Origin of the sequence: Flavobacterium sp. KMS (assembly GCF_000813005.1) — a bacterium.
Classification (GTDB): Bacteria; Bacteroidota; Bacteroidia; order Flavobacteriales; family Flavobacteriaceae; genus Flavobacterium.
In genome coordinates, this window is record NZ_JSYP01000002.1 from 139,706 (window position 1) to 155,556 (window position 15,851).

Annotated in this window: 26 protein-coding genes; all 26 read right to left on the reverse strand. The window is 33.8% G+C overall.

Features of this window, described 5'->3' with window-relative positions; translation table 11 throughout:
- A complete protein-coding gene (locus OA93_RS03290) occupies window positions 1-936 on the reverse strand; it encodes an arginine deiminase-related protein (RefSeq protein WP_039111729.1) in 936 nt (311 codons plus the stop codon).
- Between the two features lie 15 nt (window positions 937-951).
- The gene (locus OA93_RS03295) at window positions 952-1,866 is read right to left on the reverse strand and encodes an arginine deiminase family protein (RefSeq protein ID WP_039111730.1); all 915 of its coding nucleotides are present in this window, start codon (window positions 1,864-1,866) and stop codon (window positions 952-954) included.
- A 68-nt stretch (window positions 1,867-1,934) separates the two neighbouring features.
- Window positions 1,935-3,212, reverse strand: a complete 1,278-nt coding sequence (locus tag OA93_RS03300; RefSeq protein WP_039111731.1) for a citrate synthase — start codon at window positions 3,210-3,212, stop codon at window positions 1,935-1,937.
- Window positions 3,213-3,366: 154 nt separating this feature from the next.
- Window positions 3,367-4,659 carry a phosphopyruvate hydratase gene (gene eno, locus OA93_RS03305; protein WP_039111732.1) on the reverse strand — a complete coding sequence of 431 codons (1,293 nt, stop codon included), beginning with the start codon at window positions 4,657-4,659 and terminating at the stop codon, window positions 3,367-3,369.
- A gap of 116 nt (window positions 4,660-4,775) precedes the next feature.
- Complete coding sequence (carA, locus tag OA93_RS03310; RefSeq protein WP_039111733.1) at window positions 4,776-5,879, reverse strand: glutamine-hydrolyzing carbamoyl-phosphate synthase small subunit; 1,104 nt, start codon at window positions 5,877-5,879, stop codon at window positions 4,776-4,778.
- Window positions 5,880-6,075: 196 nt separating this feature from the next.
- Window positions 6,076-6,564, reverse strand: coding sequence for a 50S ribosomal protein L17 (gene rplQ, locus OA93_RS03315; RefSeq protein ID WP_035619618.1), 489 nt, complete (start codon window positions 6,562-6,564; stop codon window positions 6,076-6,078).
- Window positions 6,565-6,600: 36 nt separating this feature from the next.
- A complete protein-coding gene (locus OA93_RS03320; RefSeq protein WP_026109818.1) occupies window positions 6,601-7,593 on the reverse strand; it encodes a DNA-directed RNA polymerase subunit alpha in 993 nt (330 codons plus the stop codon).
- A gap of 21 nt (window positions 7,594-7,614) precedes the next feature.
- The gene (gene rpsD, locus OA93_RS03325) at window positions 7,615-8,220 is read right to left on the reverse strand and encodes a 30S ribosomal protein S4 (protein WP_035619621.1); all 606 of its coding nucleotides are present in this window, start codon (window positions 8,218-8,220) and stop codon (window positions 7,615-7,617) included.
- Between the two features lie 92 nt (window positions 8,221-8,312).
- On the reverse strand, window positions 8,313-8,696 hold the full coding sequence (gene rpsK / locus OA93_RS03330; protein WP_007803677.1) for a 30S ribosomal protein S11: 384 nt from the start codon (window positions 8,694-8,696) through the stop codon (window positions 8,313-8,315).
- Window positions 8,697-8,704: 8 nt separating this feature from the next.
- On the reverse strand, window positions 8,705-9,079 hold the full coding sequence (rpsM, locus tag OA93_RS03335) for a 30S ribosomal protein S13 (protein WP_039111734.1): 375 nt from the start codon (window positions 9,077-9,079) through the stop codon (window positions 8,705-8,707).
- A 2-nt stretch (window positions 9,080-9,081) separates the two neighbouring features.
- A complete protein-coding gene (gene ykgO, locus OA93_RS24425; protein WP_072945378.1) occupies window positions 9,082-9,198 on the reverse strand; it encodes a type B 50S ribosomal protein L36 in 117 nt (38 codons plus the stop codon).
- Window positions 9,199-9,210: 12 nt separating this feature from the next.
- Window positions 9,211-9,426 carry a translation initiation factor IF-1 gene (infA, locus tag OA93_RS03340; protein ID WP_007136545.1) on the reverse strand — a complete coding sequence of 72 codons (216 nt, stop codon included), beginning with the start codon at window positions 9,424-9,426 and terminating at the stop codon, window positions 9,211-9,213.
- A gap of 7 nt (window positions 9,427-9,433) precedes the next feature.
- The gene (gene secY / locus OA93_RS03345) at window positions 9,434-10,780 is read right to left on the reverse strand and encodes a preprotein translocase subunit SecY (RefSeq protein ID WP_035619626.1); all 1,347 of its coding nucleotides are present in this window, start codon (window positions 10,778-10,780) and stop codon (window positions 9,434-9,436) included.
- 12 nt (window positions 10,781-10,792) lie between these two features.
- A complete protein-coding gene (gene rplO / locus OA93_RS03350) occupies window positions 10,793-11,245 on the reverse strand; it encodes a 50S ribosomal protein L15 (RefSeq protein ID WP_039111735.1) in 453 nt (150 codons plus the stop codon).
- 11 nt (window positions 11,246-11,256) lie between these two features.
- The gene (gene rpmD, locus OA93_RS03355; RefSeq protein WP_017495010.1) at window positions 11,257-11,439 is read right to left on the reverse strand and encodes a 50S ribosomal protein L30; all 183 of its coding nucleotides are present in this window, start codon (window positions 11,437-11,439) and stop codon (window positions 11,257-11,259) included.
- Between the two features lie 12 nt (window positions 11,440-11,451).
- Entirely contained in the window at window positions 11,452-11,976 is a 525-nt protein-coding gene (gene rpsE, locus OA93_RS03360) for a 30S ribosomal protein S5 (RefSeq protein WP_085950271.1), read from the reverse strand.
- A gap of 3 nt (window positions 11,977-11,979) precedes the next feature.
- Window positions 11,980-12,330, reverse strand: coding sequence for a 50S ribosomal protein L18 (gene rplR / locus OA93_RS03365; RefSeq protein ID WP_039111736.1), 351 nt, complete (start codon window positions 12,328-12,330; stop codon window positions 11,980-11,982).
- A gap of 11 nt (window positions 12,331-12,341) precedes the next feature.
- Window positions 12,342-12,884, reverse strand: coding sequence for a 50S ribosomal protein L6 (gene rplF, locus OA93_RS03370; protein ID WP_039111737.1), 543 nt, complete (start codon window positions 12,882-12,884; stop codon window positions 12,342-12,344).
- A gap of 18 nt (window positions 12,885-12,902) precedes the next feature.
- Entirely contained in the window at window positions 12,903-13,301 is a 399-nt protein-coding gene (gene rpsH, locus OA93_RS03375; protein WP_035619634.1) for a 30S ribosomal protein S8, read from the reverse strand.
- 104 nt (window positions 13,302-13,405) lie between these two features.
- Window positions 13,406-13,675, reverse strand: coding sequence for a 30S ribosomal protein S14 (gene rpsN, locus OA93_RS03380; RefSeq protein ID WP_007803655.1), 270 nt, complete (start codon window positions 13,673-13,675; stop codon window positions 13,406-13,408).
- A 3-nt stretch (window positions 13,676-13,678) separates the two neighbouring features.
- Complete coding sequence (gene rplE / locus OA93_RS03385; RefSeq protein ID WP_035619635.1) at window positions 13,679-14,230, reverse strand: 50S ribosomal protein L5; 552 nt, start codon at window positions 14,228-14,230, stop codon at window positions 13,679-13,681.
- Window positions 14,231-14,232: 2 nt separating this feature from the next.
- Entirely contained in the window at window positions 14,233-14,547 is a 315-nt protein-coding gene (gene rplX / locus OA93_RS03390; protein WP_035619636.1) for a 50S ribosomal protein L24, read from the reverse strand.
- An 11-nt stretch (window positions 14,548-14,558) separates the two neighbouring features.
- On the reverse strand, window positions 14,559-14,927 hold the full coding sequence (gene rplN, locus OA93_RS03395; protein ID WP_007803649.1) for a 50S ribosomal protein L14: 369 nt from the start codon (window positions 14,925-14,927) through the stop codon (window positions 14,559-14,561).
- Window positions 14,928-14,929: 2 nt separating this feature from the next.
- Window positions 14,930-15,190 (reverse strand): 30S ribosomal protein S17, encoded by a 261-nt coding sequence (gene rpsQ, locus OA93_RS03400; RefSeq protein ID WP_035619637.1) that lies wholly within the window; start codon window positions 15,188-15,190, stop codon window positions 14,930-14,932.
- 17 nt (window positions 15,191-15,207) lie between these two features.
- Window positions 15,208-15,399 (reverse strand): 50S ribosomal protein L29, encoded by a 192-nt coding sequence (gene rpmC, locus OA93_RS03405; RefSeq protein ID WP_007803639.1) that lies wholly within the window; start codon window positions 15,397-15,399, stop codon window positions 15,208-15,210.
- A gap of 13 nt (window positions 15,400-15,412) precedes the next feature.
- Entirely contained in the window at window positions 15,413-15,838 is a 426-nt protein-coding gene (rplP, locus tag OA93_RS03410; protein WP_039111738.1) for a 50S ribosomal protein L16, read from the reverse strand.
- Between the last annotated feature and the right edge of the window lie 13 nt (window positions 15,839-15,851).

Below are 15,851 nucleotides of genomic sequence, written 5' to 3' on the forward strand. Positions count from 1 at the left end.
TTATGCTCTTGGCAAAAACACTTCTGCCATCATACATCTTGCACTTCCTCCACCACAAGCTTCGATAGTATCTAAACTTGAGCTTAAAATTTCTGCATGATTTTCTAGTTGCGAAATTTGTTTTGGCGTTAAGCTTTGATGCGCTGAAGCACTCATTACAATATATTTCTTATCATTTGCTCCACGAACTTCAAGCATATTTCCTGCGAAATTATTCACTTGAGCTTCTGTAATTAAGATAACTTCTTTTTTATCGGCTTTTAGATTTTCAAGAACCATTTTTCGTTCTTTTTTATCATCGATACAATCAGCACAGATCACTGCAAATGTTTCTCCTAAGCACATCATAACATTGGTATGATAAATTAGCTTTCGTTCTCCATTAACAGTTTGAAATGCTTCAAAAATTACTGGTGCACAATCGAAATCTTCGCAGAATTCTATAAACAGTTCTTCATCTGCTCTTGGTGACAAGGCGCAATATGCTTTTCCATTTGCTCTATCTAAAAGTAAACTTCCTGTTCCTTCTAGGAAGAAACCATCTTCTTCTGCCGATGTATAATCAACTATATTATTTATTTCGAATCCTTTTTCTTCTAGAGTATCTAAGATATCTTCACGACGTTCCTGACGACGATTCTCTGCAAACATAGGATACAATGCTACATCTCCATTTTCATGAAAAGAAACCCAGTTGTTTGGGAATATACTATCTGGCGTATCTGGATTTAGAGTATCTTCTACAACGGTTACATCTACTCCAACTGCTCTTAACTTCTCAACAAAAGCATCAAACTCTTGTTGCGCTTTGGCATTTACTGTAGCTGGCAAAAGTCCGTCTAACACTTTTTGATAATAATTATTTACTGCCGTTTGTTCATTCATACGGAATGCCACTGGGCGAATCATTACTATTGCGTTTGTAGTTTGTTTCATTTTTTTGATATTAAATTAATCTCGAATTAAAGGCAATGTCGAACATCTCAATAACCCTTCTTGTTTGGCTATTTCGGCATATGGAATTTCTTCTACAACAAACCCATTACTTCTTAACCAATTATTTAATCTAGTAAAGTTCTTCTCTGACACAACAACATTTGTATCTATCGAAAAAACATTCGAGTTCATATAATACATTTCTTCTCTCTCGATATGAAATAAGTTTTCTTTCCCGAAAAGATTCACTAAATATCTATAATCTGCCTCTTCACGAAATCCTCTTCTATAAATAATCCCTTTATCTTTCCCTACTGGTTGAAAACAGCAATCTAGGTGCAAAGCATTATCACGCGCTTCGATTTTAGATTTAACCAAATCAAACTCTTTAACTATTTTATTAGGAAACAAATTTCTGATAAACTCAACTCCTTGCATATTTGTTCTTGCAGTAATATAATCTTTATAGTCACTTCCTTTATAAGTCCCTATAAATATATGATTATTCCAGAGCATAACATCTCCCCCTTCTATATGCACTTCTTCTGGCGGGCGAACTACTTTATTAGGATCCATCTGATCTATTACATACTGAATCGCATCTAACTCACGTTCTCTATCAGGTAAAATATTCGATTTTACAAAAATATCATCTATTACGAAACCAATATCTCTAGTAAAAATCTGGTTGTAATTTTCAATCATTTCTGGACGAAAAACTGTCACATTGTATTTTTGAAGTACTGCATTAAAAGCATCCATTTCGGCAACCATATCAGACTCTACTGGATATGTTCCTGCCTTAATATGCTCCAATGATTTCGGGTCATACGCTTCCTCAATAGTTGGCGTAGGTCCGTTATGAACTGCAGATCCCAAAACTACTGCCCATAATCTTGATGTTTCGTTCTTTACATTTAATTGTAACATATTCTATTATTTGATTTCGACAAAGATAAAAAAAAGCTTCACAGTTAAGTGAAGCTTTAAATTGAATTTTATTTATTCGATTTGAATTCTCTTAAAGGATGACCTGTATATATTTGTCTAGGTCGACCGATTGGTTCTTTATTTTCACGCATTTCTTTCCATTGCGCGATCCAACCTGGTAATCTTCCGATAGCAAACATAACAGTAAACATATCTGTAGGAATTCCTAATGCTCTGTAAATGATTCCTGAGTAAAAATCTACGTTAGGATATAAGCTTCTTGATTTAAAGTATTCATCTTCAAGAGCAGCTGCTTCAAGTTTTTTAGCTATAGATAAAATTGGATCATCAACACCTAATGTATTTAAAACTTCATCTGCTGCTTTCTTAATAATTCTAGCTCTTGGATCAAAGTTTTTATAAACTCTATGACCAAATCCCATTAAACGGAAAGGATCATTTTTATCTTTAGCTTTCGCCATGAATTTATCTGTATCTCCACCATCTTTATTAATTTCTTCCAGCATCTCAAGAACAGCTTGATTTGCACCTCCATGAAGTGGTCCCCAAAGTGCAGAAACTCCTGCAGAGATTGAAGCAAATAAACCAGCGTGAGAAGAACCTACCATTCTTACTGTAGATGTAGAACAGTTTTGCTCATGATCTCCATGTAAGATGAATAATTTATCTAATGCGTTAACAACAATTGGATTTGCTGCATAAGGTCCAGTAGGCAATTTAAACATTAATTGCATAAAGTTCTCTACATACCCTATTGTATTATCATAGTAGTTTAATGGGTAACCCATTGTTTTTCTATAAGTCCATGTAGCAATAACAAGAAACTTAGCTATCGTTTTACAAATAGCCTCATACATTTCTTTTTCATTTTCTACATTCACAGCTTTTGGATTAAAAGCTGTTAAAGCACTTGTCAAAGCAGACAAAACACCCATAGGATGAGCCGTTTTTGGAAAACCGTCAATGATGTTTTTCATTTCTTCGTTTACCAAAGTATGCTTTTTAATATCAGCATCAAATTGTGCTAATTGTTGAGTTGTTGGTAACTCACCAAAAATCAAAAGATAAGATACTTCAGGAAAACTTGCTTGCTCAGCTAAATCTTCGATTGAGTATCCTCTGTAACGCAAAATTCCTAATTCTCCGTCTAAGAAAGTAATCTCACTTGTACAAGAACCTGAATTTTTATATCCTGGATCAAGTGTAATGAAACCAGTTAAATCACGTAATTTGTTAATATCGACAGCAGATTCATTTTCGCTTCCAGTTATAACAGGAAGTTCTATCTTCTTACCATCTACTTCTAGGGTAGCTATTTTTGACATAATATAATCGGAAATAAATCTTTTAAATAATAATTTATCAAATCTAAGGAATTTAAGACTAACTAAAAAAGGAATCTTGCTATGAATTTGTTAAAACTCAAAAAAAAAGCCATTCGTTTTTACGAATGGCTCAAAGTAATATATAATCTTACAATTATTTTATTTTGAAAGCTTTTAATCCAGGGAAATAAGCAGTAGTGCCTAATTCTTCTTCAATTCTTAACAACTGATTGTATTTAGCCATACGATCAGAACGAGAAGCTGAACCTGTTTTAATTTGACCACAGTTTAATGCAACTGCTAAATCAGCAATTGTGTTATCTTCTGTTTCTCCAGAACGGTGAGACATTACTGAAGTATAACCTGCATTTTTAGCCATATTAACAGCAGCAATAGTTTCTGTTAAAGTACCAATTTGGTTTACTTTAATAAGAATAGAATTTGCAATTCCTTTTTCGATTCCTGTAGATAAACGTTCAACATTAGTTACAAACAAATCATCACCTACTAATTGTACTTTATGTCCAATTTTTTCAGTAAGCAATTTCCATCCGTCCCAGTCATTTTCATCCATACCATCTTCGATAGATATAATTGGGTATTTAGCTACTAATTCAGCTAAATAATCAACTTGCTCTGCAGAAGTTCTTACTTTACCTGTTTCTCCTTCAAATTTAGAGTAATCGTATTTACCATTTACATAAAATTCAGCAGCAGCACAGTCTAGAGCAATCATAATTTCGTCACCGAAAGTATATCCTGCATTTTCAACCGCTTTTTTAATAGTATCCAAAGCATCTTCTGTTCCACCTGGTAAATTTGGAGCAAAACCTCCTTCGTCACCAACAGCAGTACTTAATCCTCTGTCATGTAATACTTTTTTCAAGCTATGGAAAATTTCAGTCCCCATTTGCATAGAGTGTGAAAATGAAGTTGCTTTTACAGGAAAAATCATAAATTCTTGAAAAGCAATCGGAGCATCAGAGTGCGAACCTCCGTTGATGATATTCATCATTGGAACTGGCAACGTATTTGCAGAAACTCCTCCTACATATCTATACAAAGGCAATCCTAATTCATTAGCAGCAGCTTTTGCCGCTGCAAGAGAAACACCTAAAATAGCATTTGCCCCTAATTTAGATTTATTTGGAGTTCCATCTAAATCAATCATTGTTTGATCAATTACATTTTGTTCAAAGACAGAAATACCAATTAACTCTTCAGCAATAATAGTATTTACATTTTTCACTGCATTCAAAACTCCTTTACCTAGAAAAGCTTTTCCACCATCACGTAACTCAACCGCTTCATGCTCTCCAGTAGAAGCTCCAGAAGGAACTGCCGCTCTTCCTAAAACTCCGTTTTCTGTAACTACATCAACTTCAATAGTAGGATTACCTCTAGAATCAAAAATTTGTCTTGCGTGAATTTTTATTATAATACTCATTATTTCTATTTTTTATTATTAAATTATAAATATTTTTCGAAATTATAAAAATATTTGACACTAATTAAGTTCCTTAGTAATAAAATACTTTTAGTTATTAACTCAATCGTTTTAGTTTAATTCCCTTTTATATTCTCAATAAATTGATCGAATAAATAAGATGAATCATGAGGGCCAGGACTAGCTTCTGGGTGATATTGTACAGAGAAACAGTTTTTGTTTTTCATACGCATACCAGCAACAGTCTCGTCATTAAGATGCAAATGAGTAATCTCTAAATCTGGATGATTATCAAGTTGTTCTTTATTAACAGCAAAACCATGATTTTGAGACGTAATCTCACCTTTCCCTGTAATGATATTTTTAACCGGGTGGTTTATTCCACGATGTCCATTAAACATCTTATAAGTAGAAACTCCATTTGCTAAAGCAATAACTTGGTGCCCTAAACAAATACCAAATAATGGTTTATCATTTGCTAGTATATCTTTTGCAACTTCTATTGCCCCAAATAAAGGATCTGGATCACCAGGACCATTTGACAAGAAGTACCCATCTGGGTTAAATGCAGATAAATCTTTAAAAGTAGAGTCGTATGGAAAAACCTTAATATAACAATCTCTTTTAGCAAGATTACGCAAGATATTCTTTTTAATTCCTAAATCTAAAGCAGAAATTTTATAAGTAGCATTTTCATCTCCATAAAAATAAGGCTCTTTTGTCGAAACTTTAGAGGCTAATTCCAAACCTTCCATATTCGGAACATTTGCCAAAGCTATTTTTAAATCTTCTATCGAAGTTCCATCTGTACATATAACAGCATTCATTGCTCCGTTATCTCTTATATAACTCACCAATGCTCTTGTATCAACATCAGAGATACAAATAAGGTTTTCTTTTATAAAATAAGACTCCAAACTCTCTGAAGCATCTTCGCGAGAATAATTGAAGCTAAAATTTTTACAAACCAATCCCGAAATTTTAATGCTGTCTGATTCTATTTCAGAATCATTTACACCATAATTTCCAATATGTGCATTGGTTGCAACCATAATCTGACCAAAATAAGAAGGATCGGTAAAAATCTCCTGATATCCTGTCATTCCAGTATTAAAGCAAACTTCACCAAAAGTAGTACCACTAATTCCGATTGATTTTCCGTGAAAAATTGTTCCGTCACTTAGTAAAAGAATGGCGCTTTGTCGTGTTGTGTATTTCATTTGTAATTAGATATTTTGCAAATTTAATTTTTTAAAAGAGCGAGTGCAAGGTTTTTTAAAAAATTCATCTCTAAAAATAAAACCTCAAGAAGCTAAAGTGTTAGATTCTTGCATTTTTAGATTAGAAAAAACAAAAAAAAAGGATAAACTAGTAACTAGTTTATCCTTAATTCTTATTGAATGATTATTTTCATAATTATTCAGAAGCTTCAGTTGTCGTTTCTGTATCAGCAGCAGGAGCTTCAGAAGTCTCTTCAGCTTTCTTTGCTTTTCCACCACGACGGCTTTTAGCTTTTTTAACTTCTTTTTTACCTCCATTGTAAAGTTCATTGAAATCTACAAGTTCGATCATCGCCATATCAGCGTTATCTCCCAAACGATTTCCAACTTTAATGATACGAGTGTATCCACCTGGACGGTCTCCTACTTTAGCAGCTACATCTCTGAACAAGTCAGTTACAGCATATTTGCTACGTAAGTATGCAAAAACAATACGACGGTTGTGAGTCGTATCTTCTTTTGATTTTGTGATTAAAGGCTCAACGAATTGTTTAAGCGCTTTAGCTTTAGCAACAGTAGTGTTAATACGTTTGTGCTCAATAAGAGAACAAGCCATATTAGCTAACATAGCTTTTCTATGTCCAGTCTGTCTGCTTAAGTGATTGAATTTTTTTCCGTGTCTCATTGCTATGTTAAATTTAACTCGCCAAAGCGAATTAGATTATTCTTTATCTAGTTTGTATTTAGCTAAATCCATTCCGAAAGTTAAATTCTTAACTGCAACAAGTTCATCAAGTTCAGTTAAAGATTTTTTACCAAAATTACGGAATTTCATTAGGTCATTTTTATTGAACGATACTAAATCACCAAGTGTATCAACTTCAGCCGCTTTCAAGCAATTTAATGCTCTCACAGATAAATCCATATCAACAAGCTTAGTTTTAAGCAATTGTCTCATATGTAATGACTCTTCATCATACGATTCTGTTTGTGCAATTTCGTCAGCCTCGAGTGTAATCCTTTCGTCAGAGAATAACATGAAGTGGTGAATTAAAACTTTAGCAGCTTCAGTAAGAGCATCTTTAGGATTAATAGATCCATCAGTTTTAATTTCAAAAACTAATTTCTCATAATCGGTCTTTTGCTCAACACGGAAGTTTTCAATTGCATATTTTACATTTTTTACCGGAGTAAAAATTGAGTCTGTAAAAATAGTTCCAATTGCAGCGTTCTGTTTTTTGTTCTCCTCAGCAGGAACATATCCTCTACCTTTTTCGATAGTTAAATCGAAATTCAGTTTAATTTTACTATCTAAATTACAGATAACAAGGTCTGGATTCAGTACTTGAAAACCTGAAATAAATTTTTGAAAATCACCTGCTGTTAATTGATCTTTACCAGAAACAGAAATAGTAACTGCTTCATTATCGATATCTTCAATTTGACGTTTGAAACGAACTTGTTTAAGATTAAGGATAATTTCGGTAACATCTTCAACAACACCTGAGATAGTAGAAAACTCATGATCTACACCTTCAATGCGAACAGATGTAATTGCATAACCTTCTAATGCTGAAAGCAAAACTCTTCTAAGTGCATTACCAACAGTCAATCCATAACCAGGTTCTAAAGGTCTAAATTCGAATTTACCTTCAAAATCGGTTGAATCGATCATGATAACTTTATCGGGCTTTTGAAAATTAAATATTGCCATAAATTTCGACTAAGTCAATTATTATTTGTTGTACAACTCTACGATTAATTGTTCTTTAATGTTTTCTGGAATTTGAAGTCTCGCAGGTACAGAAACAAAAGTTCCTTCTTTAAGATCATTGTTCCAAGTAATCCATTCATAAACATGACTTGAATTTGATAAAGAACGTTCGATAGCTTCTAAAGATTTAGACTTTTCACGAACAGCAACTTTATCACCAGGCTTAAGGTGGTAAGAAGGAATATTAACAACTTCACCATTTACAGTAACGTGTCTGTGAGATACAATCTGACGTGCACCTCTTCTAGAAGGAGCGATACCCATTCTAAAAACAACATTATCTAATCTTGCTTCACATAATTGTAATAAAACTTCACCAGTAACTCCTTTAGTAGCTGATGCTTTTTCGAATAAATTTCTGAATTGTTTCTCTAAAATTCCGTAAGAATATTTAGCTTTTTGCTTTTCCATTAACTGAACAGCATACTCAGATTTTTTTCCTCTTTTTTTAGCCATCCCGTGTTGTCCAGGTGGGTAATTTCTTTTTTCGAAAGACTTATCATCTCCGAAGATTGCTTCGCCAAATTTACGAGCGATTCTTGTACTAGGACCAGTATATCTTGCCATTTTAAATTGTTTAAGATTGAGATTATGAATTCAGGTCTTATCCTTCGATAATCTATATTCAATCTAGGTTATACTATATTTGTTTTTGAGTATTAAACTCTACGTCTTTTAGGAGGACGACATCCGTTGTGAGGCATTGGAGTAACATCGATAATCTCAGTAACTTCAATTCCACCGTTATGAATAGAACGGATAGCAGACTCACGTCCGTTTCCTGGTCCTTTTACATAAACCTTAACTTTTTTAAGTCCTGCCTCAAGAGCTACTTTACTACAATCTTCTGCTGCCATTTGAGCTGCGTACGGAGTGTTCTTTTTAGAACCTCTGAAACCCATCTTACCAGCTGAAGACCAAGAAATAACTTCACCTTTCTTATTAGTCAAAGAAATGATAATGTTGTTGAAAGTGGCAGAAATATGAGCTTCACCCGTTGATTCAACGATAACTTTACGTTTTTTTGCAGTTGCTTTAGCCATATTACTTATTATTTAGTTGCTTTTTTCTTGTTAGCAACAGTTTTTCTTTTACCTTTTCTTGTTCTAGAGTTGTTTTTAGTTCTTTGCCCTCTTAATGGAAGACCAGTTCTATGACGGATACCTCTGTAACAACCAATATCCATTAAACGTTTGATGTTCAAAGAAACTTCAGAACGTAATTCTCCTTCAATTTTGAAAGCTGATACTGCCTCACGAATTGCTCCGATCTCATCATCATTCCAATCTTGAACTTTTTTATCTTGGCTTACTTGAGCTTTCTCTAAAATCTCAATAGCTCTACTTCTTCCTAATCCAAAGATATAGGTAAGTGCTATAACACCTCTCTTATTTTTTGGGATATCTACCCCTGCTATTCTTGCCATAATTATCCTTGTCTTTGTTTAAATCTAGGATTCTTTTTGTTTATTACGTACAATCTCCCTTTTCTACGCACAATGATGCACTCGGGACTTCTCTTTTTTACTGATGCTCTAACTTTCATAGTGAATATCCTTTAATATCTATAAGTAATTCTTGCTTTTGACAAGTCGTAAGGGCTCATTTCTAGTTTCACTTTATCACCAGGTAATAATTTGATGTAATGCATACGCATTTTACCAGAAATATGAGCAATTACAATATGTCCATTTTCTAATTCTACACGGAACATCGCATTTGATAATGCTTCAATGATTGATCCGTCTTGTTCTATTGCTGATTGTTTTGCCATATAAAAATTAAGCTACTGCTTTTCTATTTTTACCAGTCTTCATTAAACCATCATAATGTTTGTTTAATAAATATGAGTTAATTTGTTGAATAGTATCTATCGCAACTCCAACCATAATTATTAACGAGGTACCTCCAAAAAACATTGCCCAAGATTGTTGTACATCCATAAAACTTACAACAATGGCTGGGAACACAGCAATCAAAGCAAGGAATAAAGATCCTGGGAAAGTTATTAAAGACATCACTTTATCAAGATAATCAGAAGTTTCAACTCCTGGTCTAACACCTGGAATAAAACCACCGCTTCTCTTTAAATCATCAGACATCTTGTTAGTAGGAACTGTAATTGCAGTATAAAAGAAAGTAAATACAACTATTAAAGTTGCAAATACAAAGTTATACCAGAATCCAAACATATTACTAAAAGCACCAACAATTGATTGTGATGTATCTGATTTTGATAATCCAGCTACAGCAGCAGGAATAAACATAATTGCTTGCGCAAAAATGATTGGCATAACCCCAGAAGCATTAAGCTTAAGTGGAATCCATTGTCTATTTCCACCCATCAAGTCTTGCTCATAATCTCCTGAAGTTGTACGACGAGCGTATTGAACTGGGATTTTACGTACTGCCATAATCAACAATACACAAGAAATAATAACTAATAACCAAATAATAATTTCGATAACTAATAACATTGGTCCTCCATTGTTATTGGTAACTCTGGTTGTAAATTCTTGAATAAAAGCTTGTGGAAAACGAGCTAATATACCAACCATAATCAACAATGAAATTCCATTTCCAATACCCTTATCTGTAATTTTTTCTCCTAACCACATGGCAAAAATTGTACCTGTAACTAAGATTATCACAGAAGAAAATAAAAACTCAAAAGAATTAAAACCTAGTAAGAATGCACTACTAGGTAATGTTCTATATAAATTATAGATGTAAGTTGGTCCTTGAACTAGTGTAATAACAATAGTTAACCAACGTGTTATCTGATTAATTTTTTTTCTACCGCTCTCTCCATCATTTTGAAGTTTTTGTAAATACGGAATCGCAATTCCCATTAACTGTACAACAATAGACGCAGAAATATAAGGCATAATACCTAAAGCAAAAACTGAAGCTTTAGAGAATGCACCTCCGGTGAACATGTCTAGAATAGATCCTAAACCATTTTTTGTTTGTCCCGCTAAACCAGTCAATTGCGTTGCATCAATTCCAGGAAGCGTAACGTGTGCTCCAAAACGATATACTAAAAGAAGTCCTAAAGTAATTAAGATTCTATTTTTTAGTTCTTCGATTTTCCAAACATTACTTATTGATTCAATAAATTTCTTCATACAATAGAAAAATTATATTGTTACAGCTTCTCCACCAGCAGCTTCAATAGCAGCTTTTGCAGTAGCAGTAAATTTGTGAGCAGTTACTTTTAATTTTGCTTTCAATTCTCCTCTACCTAAAATCTTAACGATCTCATTTTTGGTAGCTAGACGATTAGCTACATAAACTGTCATATCAACAGAATCTGTAATAATACCATTGTCTACTAATAATTGAAGCGTATCCAAATTTACACCTTCGTATTCTTTACGGTTGATGTTTGTGAAACCAAACTTAGGTACACGTCTTTGAAGTGGCATTTGCCCTCCTTCAAAACCAATCTTTTTAGAATAACCAGAACGAGATTTTGCTCCTTTGTGACCTCTTGCAGAAGTACCACCTTTTCCTGAACCTTCTCCTCTACCTAATCTTTTATTTTGATTGTGTGTTGACCCTTCAGCTGGTTGTAAGTTACTTAAATTCATAACAGTATTTGTTATTTAGCTTCTTCAACAGAAACTAAGTGTTTAACTTTGTTTATCATCCCAAGGATAGCAGGATTTGAATCATGCTCTACAACTTGTCCCATTTTACGTAGACCTAAAGCTTCCAAACCTCTCTTTTGAGAAAGAGGACAGTTGATTTTGCTTCTTACTTGTTTTACTAATAATTTAGCCATAATTTCCTTGAATTAACCTTTAAAAACTTTTTCTAAAGAAACACCTCTTTGTTTTGCAACAGTATAAGCGCTTCTCATTTGTAATAAAGCATCAAAAGTTGCTTTCACTACGTTATGAGGATTTGATGATCCTTGAGATTTAGATAATACATCGTGAATACCTACTGATTCAAGAACTGAACGAACAGCTCCACCAGCAATAACTCCTGTACCATGAGACGCAGGAATTAAGAATACACGTGCACCACCAAATTTACCTTTTTGTTCGTGAGGAACTGATTGTCCGTTCAAAGGAATTTTTACTAAATTTTTCTTAGCATCTTCTACTGCTTTCGCAATTGCTTCAGAAACGTCTTTAGATTTTCCTAATCCATGACCAACTACTCCATTTTCATCACCTACAACTACAATAGCAGAAAAACCGAAAGCTCTACCACCTTTTGTAACTTTAGTAACACGATTAACACTTACCAGACGATCTTTAAGTTCAAGACCACTTGGTTTTACCAATTCTACATTTTTGTATTTAGACATAATATATTAGAATTTAAGTCCAGCCGCTCTTGCGCCTTCTGCTAATGATTTAATACGACCGTGATACAAATATCCACCTCTATCAAAAGTGATGGTATCAATCCCAGCTTTTAACGCTTTCTCTGCAACTAGTTTTCCAACAGCAGCAGCGATTTCAACGTTAGTACCTTTTCCTATTTCTTTTTCTCTTGAAGAGGCAGCTAATAAAGTAACTCCATTTACATCATCAATAATTTGAGCGTAAATTTCTTTGTTACTTCTAAATACAGATAGTCTTGGGTTAGTAGCAGTACCACTAATCGATTTTCTAATTCTGAATCTAATTCTCTGTCTTCTATCAGATTTTGTTAATGACATAATCTTATTTTTTAAGCTGATTTACCTGCTTTTCTTCTTAATACTTCACCTACAAATTTAACACCTTTTCCTTTATATGGCTCTGGCTTACGGAAACCTCTGATTTTCGCAGCAACCTGACCTAAAAGTTGTTTATCAATTGATGTTAATTTTACGATAGGGTTCTTACCTTTTTCAGATATTGTTTCTAAAACTACTTCAGGAGCAACTTCTAAAACAATATTGTGAGAATATCCAAGAGCTAAATCTAACTTTTGTCCTTGGTTTGAAGCTCTATAACCAACTCCAACTAATTCTAAAGATTTAGTAAACCCTTCATTTACTCCAATAATCATATTATTGATTAATGATCTGTAAAGTCCGTGTTTTGCTCTGTGATCTTTGTGATCAGACGATCTATCTACTTGAACTTGATCGCCTTCAACCGTTACAGTTACATCCGAAAACTCCTGTGTAAGTTGACCATTTTTTCCTTTTACTGTAATAATACCGTCTTTAACTTCTACAGTTGTACCAGCAGGGATTACAATTGGATTTTTACCTATTCTTGACATCTTATATAGTCTTTATAATTAGTATACGTAACAAATTACTTCACCACCTACATTTAATTGCTTAGCTTGTTTTCCTGTCATCAAACCTTTTGACGTAGAAACAATAGCAATTCCTAATCCGTTAAGGATTCTAGGTAAATTAGAAGCACCTGCATATTTACGTAAACCTGGTTTACTAATTCTTTGGATATCTTTAATTACTGACTCTTTAGTATCTTTATCATACTTCAAAGCGATTTTGATTGAACCCTGAACAGCGTTGTCCTCAAATTTGTAACTCAAGATATAACCTTGATCGAATAAGATCTTAGTTATTTCTTTTTTTAGATTAGATGCTGGAATTTCAACAACTTTGTGGTTTGCAGCCACAGCGTTACGAACTCTAGTCAAATAATCTGCAATAGGATCTGTGTACATATGTATTTGATTGCGATTATGGTTTTCGGGAGGCACTCGCCTCCCGAACCTTTAATCAATTAAAATTATTTTTTGGTTTGCAAAAGTAATAACTTATTGCGAGATTACCAAGACGCCTTTTTAACTCCAGGAATTAATCCATTATTAGCCATCTCACGGAAAGTTACACGTGAAATACCAAATTGACGAATATAACCTCTTGGTCTACCTGTTAATTTACAACGATTGTGCAAACGAACTGGTGAAGCATTTTTAGGTAATTTTTGTAAACCTTCAAAATCTCCAGCTTCTTTCAAAGCTTTTCTTTTCTCAGCATACTTAGCTACCGTTTTCTCTCTTTTCACCTCACGGGCTTTCATTGATTCTTTAGCCATGTCTTAATTCTTTTTAAAAGGTAATCCTAATTCAGCCAATAATGACTTTGCTTCCTTGTCTGTTTGAGCAGTAGTAACAAATGTAATATCCATTCCTGAAATTTTGTTTACTTTATCAATATCAATTTCAGGGAAAATGATTTGCTCTAAAACTCCAAGATTGTAATTACCTCTTCCGTCGAAACCAGTAGCTTTGATACCACTAAAATCTCTAACGCGCGGTAAAGCAGAAGTAATAAGTCTATCTAAAAACTCATACATTCTCTCACCACGTAAAGTAACTTTTGCTCCAATAGGCATCCCTTTTCTCAATTTGAAAGACGCAACGTCTTTCTTTGAAATTGTAGATACTGCTTTTTGTCCAGTGATCTTTGTTAACTCATCAACTGCATAGTCAATAAGTTTTTTATCAGATACAGCTGCACCAACTCCACGGCTCAAAACGATTTTTTCAAGTTTAGGAACTTGCATTACGTTTGTATATCCGAATTCTTCTTTAAGAGCAGAGATTACTCTACTCTTATATTCTTCTTTTAGTCTAGGTGTATATGCCATTACTATAGTACTTGATTAGATTTTTTTGAAAATCTTACTTTCTTATCTCCTTCTACTCTAATACCAACTCTAGTTGCTTCCTTAGTTTTAGGATCAATAAGAGAAATGTTAGATATTTGTATAGAAGCTTCTTTCTTAACGATACCACCTTGAGGGTTTTTAGCACTTGGTTTTGTATGTTTCGAAACCATGTTTACACCTTCAACTATCGCTTTATTTTTTTCACGGTATACTCGTAATACTTTACCTTCTGATCCTTTATGGTCACCAGCAATTACTCTTACGATGTCTCCTGATTTTATTTTTAGCTTTATCATCTTAAAACGAATTAAAGCACTTCTGGTGCTAATGATACAATTTTCATGAATTGTTTTTCACGAAGTTCTCTTGCTACCGGACCAAAAACACGAGTTCCTCTCATTTCCCCTGCAGCGTTCAAAAGAACACATGCATTGTCATCGAAACGGATATAAGAACCATCAGCTCTTCTCACTTCTTTTTTGGTACGCACAACAACTGCAGTTGAAACAGCTCCTTTTTTCACGTTTCCGTTTGGAGTTGCATCTTTGATAGAAACTACAATCTTGTCACCAACAGAGGCATACCTTCTTTTGGTACCTCCTAAAACACGGATAGTTAAAACTTCTTTAGCTCCTGTGTTATCTGCTACTTTTAGTCTTGATTCTTGTTGTACCATAATTATTTAGCTCTTTCAATGATTTCAACTAATCTCCAACATTTTGATTTACTCAAAGGACGCGTTTCGCTAATTCTTACAGTATCTCCAATGTTACAGTCGTTTGTTTCGTCGTGTGCAACGTATTTCTTTGTTTTCAACACGAACTTACCGTATAATGGGTGTTTTACTTTTCTTACTTCAGCAACAACGATAGATTTCTCCATTTTGTTAGAAGTAACAACACCAATTCTTTCTTTTCTTAAATTTCTTTTTTCTTCCATCTTTCAGCAGAATACAATTATTGTAACTCTCTTTTAGTTAGCTCTGTAGCCAATCTTGCAACTGTTCTTCTTACACTTCTAATTTGAAGTGGGTTCTCAATTGGAGAAATAGCGTGGGCCATTTTTAGGTCAGCATATATCTTCTTAGTTTGACTAAGTTTTTCTTGCAACTCCGCTGCAGAAAGATCTTTTATTTCTGATTGTTTCATAATATAATATAAATTATGCTTCGAAATCTCTAGCAACGACGAATTTAGTTTTTACTGGAAGCTTTTGAGCTGCAAGACGTAACGCCTCTTTCGCAACTGATAAAGGAACTCCTCCAACTTCAAACATAATTCTTCCGGGTTTAACAACGGCAGCCCAATATTCAACGGCACCTTTACCTTTACCCATACGTACCTCAAGAGGCTTCTTAGTAATTGGTTTGTCTGGAAATATTTTGATCCATAATTGTCCTTCTCTCTTCATGAAACGAGTTGCAGCAATACGCGCAGCTTCGATTTGACGAGAAGTTAAGAACATTCCATCTTCATGTACAGATTTAATACCAAACATTCCATTAGAAAGTTCAAATCCTCTTTGAGAATTTCCTTTCATTTTACCTTTTTGTACCTTACGGTATTTTGTTCTTTTAGGCTGTAACATTTTTCTTTAGTTT

Bases quoted from the DNA above. Each gene is read 5' to 3' on its own strand.
- rpsM (WP_039111734.1), bottom strand. From the start codon at position 9,079: ATGGCAAGAATAGCAGGGGTAGATATCCCAAAAAATAAGAGAGGTGTT.
- rplX (WP_035619636.1), bottom strand. From the start codon at position 14,547: ATGATAAAGCTAAAAATAAAATCAGGAGACATCGTAAGAGTAATTGCT.
- rpsN (WP_007803655.1), bottom strand. From the start codon at position 13,675: ATGGCTAAAGAATCAATGAAAGCCCGTGAGGTGAAAAGAGAGAAAACG.
- rplP (WP_039111738.1), bottom strand. From the start codon at position 15,838: ATGTTACAGCCTAAAAGAACAAAATACCGTAAGGTACAAAAAGGTAAA.
- rpsK (WP_007803677.1), bottom strand. From the start codon at position 8,696: ATGGCTAAAGCAACTGCAAAAAAACGTAAAGTTATCGTTGAATCAACG.
- rpmD (WP_017495010.1), bottom strand. From the start codon at position 11,439: ATGGCTAAATTATTAGTAAAACAAGTAAGAAGCAAAATCAACTGTCCT.
- secY (WP_035619626.1), bottom strand. From the start codon at position 10,780: ATGAAGAAATTTATTGAATCAATAAGTAATGTTTGGAAAATCGAAGAA.
- OA93_RS03290 (WP_039111729.1), bottom strand. From the start codon at position 936: ATGAAACAAACTACAAACGCAATAGTAATGATTCGCCCAGTGGCATTC.
- OA93_RS03295 (WP_039111730.1), bottom strand. From the start codon at position 1,866: ATGTTACAATTAAATGTAAAGAACGAAACATCAAGATTATGGGCAGTA.
- ykgO (WP_072945378.1), bottom strand. From the start codon at position 9,198: ATGAAAGTTAGAGCATCAGTAAAAAAGAGAAGTCCCGAGTGCATCATT.
- rplQ (WP_035619618.1), bottom strand. From the start codon at position 6,564: ATGAGACACGGAAAAAAATTCAATCACTTAAGCAGACAGACTGGACAT.
- rplN (WP_007803649.1), bottom strand. From the start codon at position 14,927: ATGGTACAACAAGAATCAAGACTAAAAGTAGCAGATAACACAGGAGCT.
- rpsD (WP_035619621.1), bottom strand. From the start codon at position 8,220: ATGGCAAGATATACTGGTCCTAGTACAAGAATCGCTCGTAAATTTGGC.
- rplO (WP_039111735.1), bottom strand. From the start codon at position 11,245: ATGAATTTAAGTAACTTACAACCAGCTGAAGGGTCAACACACAATCAA.
- rpmC (WP_007803639.1), bottom strand. From the start codon at position 15,399: ATGAAACAATCAGAAATAAAAGATCTTTCTGCAGCGGAGTTGCAAGAA.
- rplE (WP_035619635.1), bottom strand. From the start codon at position 14,230: ATGGCATATACACCTAGACTAAAAGAAGAATATAAGAGTAGAGTAATC.
- OA93_RS03300 (WP_039111731.1), bottom strand. From the start codon at position 3,212: ATGTCAAAAATAGCTACCCTAGAAGTAGATGGTAAGAAGATAGAACTT.
- carA (WP_039111733.1), bottom strand. From the start codon at position 5,879: ATGAAATACACAACACGACAAAGCGCCATTCTTTTACTAAGTGACGGA.
- rpsQ (WP_035619637.1), bottom strand. From the start codon at position 15,190: ATGGAAGAAAAAAGAAATTTAAGAAAAGAAAGAATTGGTGTTGTTACT.
- rplF (WP_039111737.1), bottom strand. From the start codon at position 12,884: ATGTCAAGAATAGGTAAAAATCCAATTGTAATCCCTGCTGGTACAACT.
- infA (WP_007136545.1), bottom strand. From the start codon at position 9,426: ATGGCAAAACAATCAGCAATAGAACAAGACGGATCAATCATTGAAGCA.
- eno (WP_039111732.1), bottom strand. From the start codon at position 4,659: ATGAGTATTATAATAAAAATTCACGCAAGACAAATTTTTGATTCTAGA.
- rplR (WP_039111736.1), bottom strand. From the start codon at position 12,330: ATGTCATTAACAAAATCTGATAGAAGACAGAGAATTAGATTCAGAATT.
- OA93_RS03320 (WP_026109818.1), bottom strand. From the start codon at position 7,593: ATGGCAATATTTAATTTTCAAAAGCCCGATAAAGTTATCATGATCGAT.
- rpsH (WP_035619634.1), bottom strand. From the start codon at position 13,301: ATGTACACAGATCCTATTGCAGATTATTTGACTAGAGTTCGTAACGCT.